The following is a 9,374-nucleotide window of genomic DNA, read 5'->3' on the forward strand; positions in this document are numbered from 1 at the left end:
TCAAACTGCCTCAAGTTCTGTCATGAAATCTCGAAGATCATCAAAATCCGCTTCGCTGTTTGGCCTGTATCCCTCGACCGACGCCGCATACGCCTGCAACGTTTCGGTCTGGAACAACAAGGCCAGAGGCAGGTTCACACCGAGTTCGATATGTATTCGCGAGGTAACCTGGGTCGCCAATAGCGAGTGCCCGCCCAGTTCGAAGAAGTTGTCGGCCAGCCCCACTCGCTCGATCTTCAATACCTCCGCCCAGATCGCCGCGACCTGCTGTTCCAGTTCCGTCCTCGGTGCCACGTAGGTCTGTTGCATCTGGTTCGCATCCGGCTGAGGCAGCGCCTTGCGGTCCAGCTTGCCGTTCGGGGTCAGCGGTAACGTCTCCAGGAACAGCAGGTGCGCCGGGACCATGTAGTCCGGCAGGTGTGCCTTGAGCGCAGCCCTCAGGGTTTCGCGCAAGCCATCCTGTCCGGGCTGCGCCGGCACCACATAGCCCACCAGTTGCTTGCCGCTCGGCCCGTCCTGGGCCAACACCACCGCCTCGCGCACGGCCGCCTGCTCCAGCAGCCGCGCCTCGATCTCGCCCAGTTCGATGCGGAAGCCGCGAACCTTCACCTGGTGGTCGACCCGGCCCAGGTAATCCACCAGGCCATCGGCCCGCGCACGGGTCAGGTCGCCGCTGCGGTAGACCCGCTCGCCGTCGCTGCCGAACGGATCGGGCACGAAGCGTTCCGCCGTCAACCCCGGACGATCCAGATAGCCCCGCGCCACGCCTTCCCCGCCCAGGTACAGTTCGCCGGCAAGGCCCACCGGCAGCAGGTTCAGGTCGGCATCCAGCACATAGCCGCGCCGCTTGCCCAGCAAGGTGCCGATCGGCGCATAGGCCGCACCGCAGGCGTCACCCGGCCGAGCCTTCCACAGCAACGGCGTCACCACCGTTTCGGTCGGGCCGTAGCCGTTGAACAGGTATTGCGGACGCAGCGCTCGCCAGGCCAGGTCATAGCTCGCCTGCGGCACCGCATCGCCGCCGAAGCAGTAGACCCGCACCGGCGGCGGGTTGCCGTCGCGCTCGGCATGCTCGGCCAGTTGTTGCAGGTATACCGGCGGGAACACCCCCAACGTCACGCCGTGCCGATGCATCTCGGCGTAGGTCTGTTCCGGCAGCCACAGGCTGTCGTCGCGGATCAGTACGCGGGCGCCGTTGATCAACGGGTGCATCCAGCCTTCATGGGCACCATCGAAGGCGAACGACATGAAGTGCAGTTCGCAGTCCGCCGGGTTCGTCTCGTAGCGCTCGCCGGTCGCCCGGATGTGCGACACCAGCGGGCCGTGGGACACCGCCACGCCCTTGGGCTGCCCGGTGGAACCCGAGGTGTAGATCACGTAGGCCAGGTTCTCTTCCGCCAACTCCACGCAAGGCGCGGTTTCCGGGTAATCGCGCCAGTCGTCGGACTGGTCCACCGCCAGGGTCGGCAGGTCTGCGGGGATCGGCAACTGCTCCAGCACGTCGCCCTGGGTCAGTACCAGCGCGGCGGCGCAGTCCTTCATCATGTACAGCAGGCGGTCCTGCGGATACGCCACGTCCAGCGGCACGTAGGCGCCACCGGCCTTCAGCACGGCCAGGAAGGCCACCATGATCTCCGCCGAGCGACGCATGGCGATCGCCACCCGCACTTCCGGGCCCACGCCCAGTTCGATCAGCCGGTGGGCCAGGCGGTTGGCCTGGGCATCGAGCTGGCCATAGGTGAGCTGCTGGTCGCCGAAGATCACTGCCACCGCATCCGGTGTTTGCCGGGCACGGTCCTCGATCAACTGGTGGACGTAGCGGTCGCTCGGGTAGTCGGACCGGGTCTGGTCCCACTGGACCAGGATGAAGCGGCGTTCCGATTCGCCCAGCATCGGCAGCTCGGCAACCCGCCGCTCCGGCTGCGCGCAGATCGCTTCCAGCAGATTGCGCCAATGGGCGGCAAGACGTTCGATGCGCTCCGCCTCGAACAGGTCCGAGGAGTAGTTGAAAGAGGCCACCAACCCGTCGGATCGTTCCAGGGTGTTCAGTGAGATGTCGAAATGGGCGGTCCGCTCGACCAGATCGATCTCCTCGACATGCAGGCCATGCAGGCTATCCGCCGAGACCTGCTCGCCGAAGTCGCGCAGGTGGTTGTACATCACCTGGAACAATGGGTTGTAGCCCAGCCCGCGCTCGGGCTTCAGTTCCTCCACCAGTACGTCGAAGGGGATGTCCTTGTTGGCTTGCGCCTCCAGGGTGGTTTCCTTGACCGCCGCCAGCAACCGGGAGAACGTCGCGGTGCGATCGAGCCCGATCCTGGCCACGATGGTGTTGACGAAGAAGCCGATCAGCCCTTCCAGCTCCAGGCGGTTGCGATTGGTGACGGGCACGCCGATGTTGATCTTGTCCCTGCCGCTGTAGCGGGCCAGCAGGATGGCGAAGGCCGCCAGGAACACATGGAACAGCGTGGCATTGGCCTCGACCGCCAGGCGGCGCAGGTTCGCCGCCAGTTCGGCGGGCAGGCGGATGTCGAGCCGGCCGCCCCGATGGCTCTGCACCGGCGGCCTGATCCGGTCGGCGGGCAGTTCGAGAACCTCGAAGTCATCCTCCAGCTTCGCCTTCCAGTAGGCGAGTTGAGCCTGCATCTGCCCTTCGGCCAGGCGTTGGCGCTGCCAGGCGGCATAGTCCGCGTATTGCACGGGCAGCGGCTGCAATGCCTGGGCCCGGCCGGTGGCCCGGGCGTTATAGGCGGCCGTGAATTCGCGGACCATGACACTCATCGACCAGCCATCGGAGACGATGTGGTGAAGGGTCACGGCCAGGAGATGTTCGTCTTCCCGGGTCCGGAACAGCCTGGCCCGGATCAGCGGGCCCCGTTCGAGATCGAAGGTGGCGAAGACCTCCTCGTCCAGCCTCCGGGCCAGGACCTCCTCTCCACGCCCGGCCAGGTCCTCGTAGCCGATGGCCACGGGATGCGCCGGCAGCACGCGTTGCCAGGGCAGCCCGTTTTCCTCGTGGAAGACGGTGCGCAGCGCCTCATGGCGCGCGACCAGTGCGTCGAGTGCGGCTTGCAGGGCCTCCCTGTCCAGAGCGCCGCGCATCCTGACCGCCAGCGGGGTGTTGTAGGCCGTGCTTTGCGGATGGAGCTTCCAGAACAGCCATTGCCGATGCTGGGCATGGGAGACCGGCAAGGGCGCGCGGCGGTCGAGCGGTTCGATGCCCGCTTCCTGCTCCCGTTCGAGCCCCTGCACCGCCTGGGTGAACGCCAGCAGGTCGGCCGTATCGAACAATGCCCGCAATGGAATATCGATACCCAATCGCTTCCTCGCCCTGGAAACCACCTGGGTCGCCAGCAGGGAATGCCCACCCAGGGCGAAGAAGTTGTCGGTCAGCCCCACTCGCTCGACCTGCAGCACCTCGGCCCAGATACCGGCCAACCGGATCTGCAGGGAAGTGTACGGCGCGACGTAGGTCGCCAGGCTGGCGACAGGCTCGGGAAGCGCCTTGACGTCGACCTTGCCGTTGGCGGTCACCGGCAACCGCTCCAGCACCAGCAGATGGGCGGGCACCATGTGTTCCGGCAGGGCCTGTTTCAGCTCGGCGCGTATCCGGTCCAGGAACGCCTGTCCCGCCGGCCCCTCCTGGGGCATCGCCGTCGGTACCAGGTAGGCCACCAGTTGCCTGGCCTCCTCTTCGCCCACGACCCGCACCAGCGCGTTCTCGATGCCGGACGATTCCCGCAGGTGGTGTTCGATCTCCGCCAGCTCGACACGGTAACCACGGATCTTCACCTGGCCATCCATTCGCCCGACGAAAACCAGCTCGCCCTCCCCGTTGCGGCGTACCCAGTCTCCCGTCCGGTACATCCGGCCGCCCTGCGCGCTGGCGGGGTCGGGGACGAAGCGTTCGGCCGTCAGCGCCGGACTCCCCAGATAGCCTCGCGCGAGGCCCGCCCCGGCGATATGCAGCTCGCCCCTGGCCGAACCGGGGACGGGTTGCAGGCAGGCATCCAGCACCCGTGCGCGGATGTTCTCCAGCGGGCTTCCCAGGACGGGCTGCTCCGTCAGCGTCCCGGTCAGCACGCCCACGGTGGTTTCCGTGGGGCCGTAGTGGTTGATCACCACCAGTTCGGGAGCCAGGGCCGCAATCCTGGCCACCAGGCCAGGAGGGCAAGCCTCCCCGCCGAGGATCAGGCAGCGTCTGGGCAGGGCCGCCCTGCCGGCCGACAACATGGCCTCCAGGTGCGAGGGAACGATCTTCAGCGCGTCCACCCCATGGCGGTCCATATGGGTCGCGAACATGTCGGCATCCAGGACCGTCTCCCTGTCCAGCAGGTGCAGGGTCTTGCCCGCGCACAGGGCGCCATAGAGAACCGTGTGCCCCAGGTCCGCGGCCGGTGTGGAGACCATGGCCATGCTCTGGATCGAATCCAGGGGAAGTCGCCGCGAAACGCCGCCGATGTAGTTCGCCAGCGCCCCGTGGGAGACCGCCACGCCTTTCGGCGTGCCCGTGGTTCCCGAGGTGTAGATCACGTAGGCGAGCTGGTCGGGAGACACCTGGGCGGGAAGCCTTGCGACGTCGGACATTGGCGGCAGCGGCTCATCCAGCCGGATCGCCCGGACATCCGCCGGCAGGCTCCCCGCCCAGGACGAACGGGCCAGGACCAGGCGGACGGCGCTGTCGGCAAGCATGAAGTCCAGGCGCTCCTGCGGCTGGTCCGGCTCCAGCGGCAAGTAGGCCGCTCCGGCTTTCAGGACGCCGAGGATGCCGACCAGCATGTCAATGGAGCGATCGGCCACCACACCGACCGGCTGGTCGGGCAAGGCGCCCGATGCCAGCAATACCCGGGCGACGGCATCGGCCCGCTCGTTCAGCAGCGCGTAGGTGATGCTGGTATCGCCGCTGGTCGCGGCCAGTCGTTCCGGGTGGAGACTGGCAGCACGCTCGATCAGGCGATGGACGCACTCGCCTTCCCGAACGCCGTCATCGGCGATCCCGTCCGCCACGTCCGCCAGGGGCAATTCGCCGACAACACTCTTCACCTCCCCCGCCAGCCCTTCCAGCAATCGCAGCCAGTGCCGTTCCAGCAGGGCGATGGTCTCGCTGTCGAACACATCCAGCGCGTAGGTGAACGCCGCATGCAGCCGCCCCGCGCTCTCGTAGGTATCCAGCGCCAGGTCGAAGCGGGCGGTGTGCTTCGCCAGCTCGATCCGCTCCAGCGCCAGCCCCGAGCGGGTCCGGATCTCCCGCACATCGGCAACGCTCGACTGATGGTTGAACAGCACCTGGAACAACGGGCCATGACCCGGGTTGCGATCCAGTTCCAGCGCCTCGACCAGTTGTTCGAACGGCAAGTCCTGGTGCCCCTGGGCGCCCAGCGCGGTTTCCCTGACGCGCCGCAGCAGTTCGTCGATATCGATCAGCGGGTCGATTTCCGTGTGCAGCACCTGGGTGTTGATGAAGCAGCCGATCAGCCCTTCCACCTCCGCGCGATGGCGGTTGGCGATGGGGACGCCGACGCGGATGGCGGACTGTCCGCTGTAGCGTTGCAGCAGCAGCTTGAAGGCCGCCAGCAGGACCATGAACAGGGTGACGTTGTGGCGCCTGGCCAACACACGCAGCCGGTCGGCGAGCCGTGCCTCGACCTGGAATTCGTGGCGAGCGCCGCGGTGGCTGGGAACCGCCGGGCGCGGGCGATCGGTGGGCAGTTCCAGCGGCGCGTGCTCGTCCCCCAGCTTGTCGCGCCAATAGGCCAGTTGCCGCTCCCGCTCGCCGGCCTCCAGCCAACTGCGCTGCCACAGGGCATAGTCGCGGTACTGGACCGGCAGCGCCGGCAGAGCGGCATCCGCGCTGGCACAAGCCGCGTCGTAGAGACGCAGGAATTCGTCGATCAGCAGGTTCAGCGACCAGCCGTCGGCGACGATATGGTGCAAGGTGAGCAGCAGGACGTGCTCCCGCTCCGCCAGTTCGAGCAGCCGGACCCGCAGCAGCGGCCCTTCGGCCAGGTCGAAAGGTGCCAGGGCCTCCGCTTCGGCCAACGTACCGACCTGTTCCTCGCGCGCGCTGGGTGACAGTGCCGTCAGGTCTTCGAATCCGATGGCGACCGGCGCCGGCTCCAGCACCTGCTGGCGGACATCGCCGTCCTCTTGGACGAAGCGGGTGCGCAGGGTTTCATGCCGCGCGACCAGGGCGTCGAAGGCATTCTGCAACGCGGCCCGCTCCAGCTCGCCCTTCAGGCGCACCGCCATCGGCAGGTTGTAGGCCGCGCCGCGCGGATCGAGCTGCCAGAGAAACCACATGCGCCGCTGGGCGTAGGAAAGCGCGTCGCGGTCGGGTGCGGCCACGCTGGCGGGAATGGGCAGCAAGGAAAAATCCACCCCTTCGCCCCGCAGGCCGTCGAGAAACAGGCGGCGTTTCTCCTGCGGCAGCTCGATGAAGCGGCGGGCGAGTTTCAGGGCGTTTTCTGCATTCATAAGTCTTCATCCGTGCAAGGAGCGGCGATTCCCTTTGAACGGATGGCGAAAACGGAAAATTAGCGGCCCTGGGCCTGTTCCCGCCGGCTAAATGTTCGCGCCCGGCATTCGTCACCCAGACACACCCATCACCGAGGGCAGCACTTATGAGCATTGCCGAGACACTGGTGCAGAACCTGCGCCACCTGGCCCAACGCACCGGCCTGGCCAGGGCATCCAGCTACCGCCTCTTCGACATAGAGTTGAAGCAGCGGATTCCTCTCAGCCCATCGCTGGCACGCTTCGTCTTCACCGGGCCGGAGGTCGCCCGGATGTGCACGATGGCGCCGGACCAGCGGGTCAAGCTGCTGTTCCCCAGCGCCGACGGCTTGCCGCCGCAACTGCCGCACGAAGGCGACTGGCTCAAGACCCGTCGCGCCCTCGAAGCAGAGCACCGGCCGCCCATGCGTACCTACACCATTCGCGCGTTGCGCCGCGAGGCGCTGGAGGTGGACGTGGACTTCGTGCTGCACGGCGAGACCGGTCCGGCCTCCACCTGGGCCACCCATGCCCGCCCCGGCGACCGCCTGCAGATGGTCGCTCCCGACGGAGAGTTCCCCGGCACGCCCGGCGGTTACGAGTGGCGCCCGCCGGAGGGGATTCGCCACGTCCTGCTGATCGGCGACGAAACCGCGCTGCCGGCCATCGCCGGCATCCTCGAGGAACTGGCCATCTGGCCGGACAGGCCGAACGCGCAGGCGTTCATCGAAGTCCCCCACGAAACGGATCGGCTGGAACTGCGCTGCGCCCCCGAGGCCCAGGTGAACTGGCTGCCGAGGGACAGCGGCGGCTGGCGGCACGGCCAGGGCATGATCCGGGCGGCCAAGGAACTGGCCACCCTGCCGGAGGCCCGGCAGCAGCCCGGCAAGCCGCAGAAGATCAAGGAAGTGGACATCGACACCCAGATCCTCTGGGACCTGGCCAGACCGGCGGACAACGGCTTCTATGCCTGGGTCGCCGGCGAGTCGGCGGCGGTCATGGCGATCCGGCGCCACTGGGTCGGCGAACTGGGCATGGATCGCCGGGCGCTGAGCTTCATGGGCTACTGGCGGTTGGGGCGGGCGCTGGACTAGCGCCGGTGCTTTTGCCTGTAGGAGCGAGGGGGATGCCGGGAGTTACCGATCAGGCGCCCACCCGCGACAACCCGGCGTCCCCGCCTCGCGCATGACGCAGGTGGCGGCGCCAGCCGACCTCCAGGTTGGCCTTGAGGATCCGCAGCACCTTGGACTCATGCTCATGGATGAAGAAGTGCCCACCCGCGAGCATGTCCAGCGAGAAGCCGGTGGCGGTTTCCTCCTGCCAGGCCAGCAACTGCGCCATGCTGCTCTTGTCCTCCTTGCCGCCCAGCACGTGCAGCGGCAATTCCAGGCGCGGTCGTGGCCGGTACTGGTAGCGGCCGCACATCAGGAAGTCGGCGCGCAGGATCGGCAGGGTCAGGCTCATCAGCTCCTCGTTGGCGAGGACTTCCTCGGGCGTGCCCTGCAACTCGCGCAGTTCGGCGACCAGTTCCTCGTCGCTCTTGGGCTGCGCATAGTCTTGGTAGTCTTCCCGCCGGGTCGGCGCCGCGGTGCCGGAAGCGAACAGCGCCAGCGGCGCCGGGCAGCCCCGCTCGCGCAGGGCGTGGGCGATCTCGAAGGCCAGCAAGGCGCCGAGGCTGTGCCCGAACAGGGCGTAAGGCTGCTCCAGACGCGGCGCCAGTTCCCCAGCCAGTTGCCGGGCCAGGGCGTGCATGTCGGTCTGCAGCGGCTCGCCGAGACGCACCCCGCGCCCCGGCAGCTCCACCGGCCGGACCTCCAGCCAGTCCGGCAGGCCGCGCCGCCAGCGGCTGTAGACCATGGCGCTGGCACCGGAATACGGCAGGCAGTACAGGTTCAGTCTCGGCACGATCGTCGACCTCAGTGCACGGCGGCGCCGGCCTGCTCGTCCATCTTCTTGCGCAGGCTCAGGGGGCGCATGTCGGTCCAGACCTCTTCGATGTAGGCGAGGCATTCCTTCTTGAAGCCGCTCTTGCCCGCCTTGCGCCAGCCCTTGGGGATTTCCTTGTAGTCCGGCCAGATGGAGTACTGCTCCTCGTGGTTGACGACGACCTGGAAGAGGATGTCCTCGCGATCGAAAACAGAAGTCATGGCATTTTCCTTGGGTTGCGTGGAAGGACATGGCCCCGTCTCGTGGGGCTCACATCCATTAACGGATGGCGCGGTGGGGAAATTAGGTATGCCAGGCTGGAGGCTGGAGGCTGGAGGCTGGAGGCTGGAGGCTGGAGGCTGGAGGCTGGAGGCTGGAGGCTGGACAGGGTTCTGGCCACTTCCCTGTCCGTCAAACCTTTTCGCGGCCATGGAACTGGGCGTCCCCGCCGATCCTACAGGTCAATATCGATGCCGACCTGTAGGAGCGCGCCATGCGCGCGATCCCCGGCAACGCCAGAGCATCGCCAGCAAGCTGGCTCCTACAAAAGCCCGGATGCAATCCGGGGAAGCCTGGGGGCTGGCCACGCACCCTCTACGTCAAACCTTTTCGCGGCCATGGAACTGGGCATCTCCGCCGATCCTACGAACGCAGCCTCGATGCCGACCTGTAGGAGCGCGCCATGCGCGCGATCACCGGCAACGCCAGAGCATCGCCAGCAAGCTGGCTCCTACAAAAGCCCGGATGCAATCCGGGGAAGCCTGGGGCTGGCCACGCACCCTCTGCGTCAAACCTTTTCGCGGCCATGGGACTGGGCATCTCCGCCGATCCTACGAACGCAGCCTCGATGCCGACTTGTAGGAGCGCGCCATGCGCGCGATCACCGGCAACGCCAGAGCATCGCCAGCAAGCTGGCTCCTACAAAAGCCCGGATGCAATCCGGGGAAGCCTGGGGG

General features: G+C 67.2%; 4 protein-coding genes. 1 reads left to right on the forward strand and 3 read right to left on the reverse strand.

The window, feature by feature from the left end:
• Positions 1-6,474: a non-ribosomal peptide synthetase gene (locus PSEWESI4_RS13770; protein ID WP_187671773.1), complete on the reverse strand. Its 6,474-nt coding sequence runs from the start codon at positions 6,472-6,474 to the stop codon at positions 1-3.
• Between the two features lie 146 nt (positions 6,475-6,620).
• On the opposite strand from PSEWESI4_RS13770, the gene PSEWESI4_RS13775 reads away from it, so the two are divergent.
• Complete coding sequence (locus PSEWESI4_RS13775; RefSeq protein WP_187671774.1) at positions 6,621-7,586, forward strand: siderophore-interacting protein; 966 nt, start codon at positions 6,621-6,623, stop codon at positions 7,584-7,586.
• A 49-nt stretch (positions 7,587-7,635) separates the two neighbouring features.
• Here the strand turns inward: PSEWESI4_RS13775 and PSEWESI4_RS13780 are convergent, their stop codons facing one another.
• On the reverse strand, positions 7,636-8,397 hold the full coding sequence (locus PSEWESI4_RS13780) for a thioesterase II family protein (protein ID WP_187671775.1): 762 nt from the start codon (positions 8,395-8,397) through the stop codon (positions 7,636-7,638).
• An 11-nt stretch (positions 8,398-8,408) separates the two neighbouring features.
• A complete protein-coding gene (locus PSEWESI4_RS13785; protein ID WP_187671776.1) occupies positions 8,409-8,639 on the reverse strand; it encodes an MbtH family protein in 231 nt (76 codons plus the stop codon).
• Positions 8,640-9,374: the final 735 nt, after the last annotated feature.

This window comes from Zestomonas carbonaria (genome assembly GCF_904061905.1).
In the GTDB taxonomy this organism is placed as follows: domain Bacteria; phylum Pseudomonadota; class Gammaproteobacteria; order Pseudomonadales; family Pseudomonadaceae; genus Aquipseudomonas; species Aquipseudomonas carbonaria.

Bases quoted from the DNA above. Each gene is read 5' to 3' on its own strand.
- PSEWESI4_RS13770 (WP_187671773.1), bottom strand. From the start codon at position 6,474: ATGAATGCAGAAAACGCCCTGAAACTCGCCCGCCGCTTCATCGAGCTG.
- PSEWESI4_RS13775 (WP_187671774.1), top strand. From the start codon at position 6,621: ATGAGCATTGCCGAGACACTGGTGCAGAACCTGCGCCACCTGGCCCAA.
- PSEWESI4_RS13785 (WP_187671776.1), bottom strand. From the start codon at position 8,639: ATGACTTCTGTTTTCGATCGCGAGGACATCCTCTTCCAGGTCGTCGTC.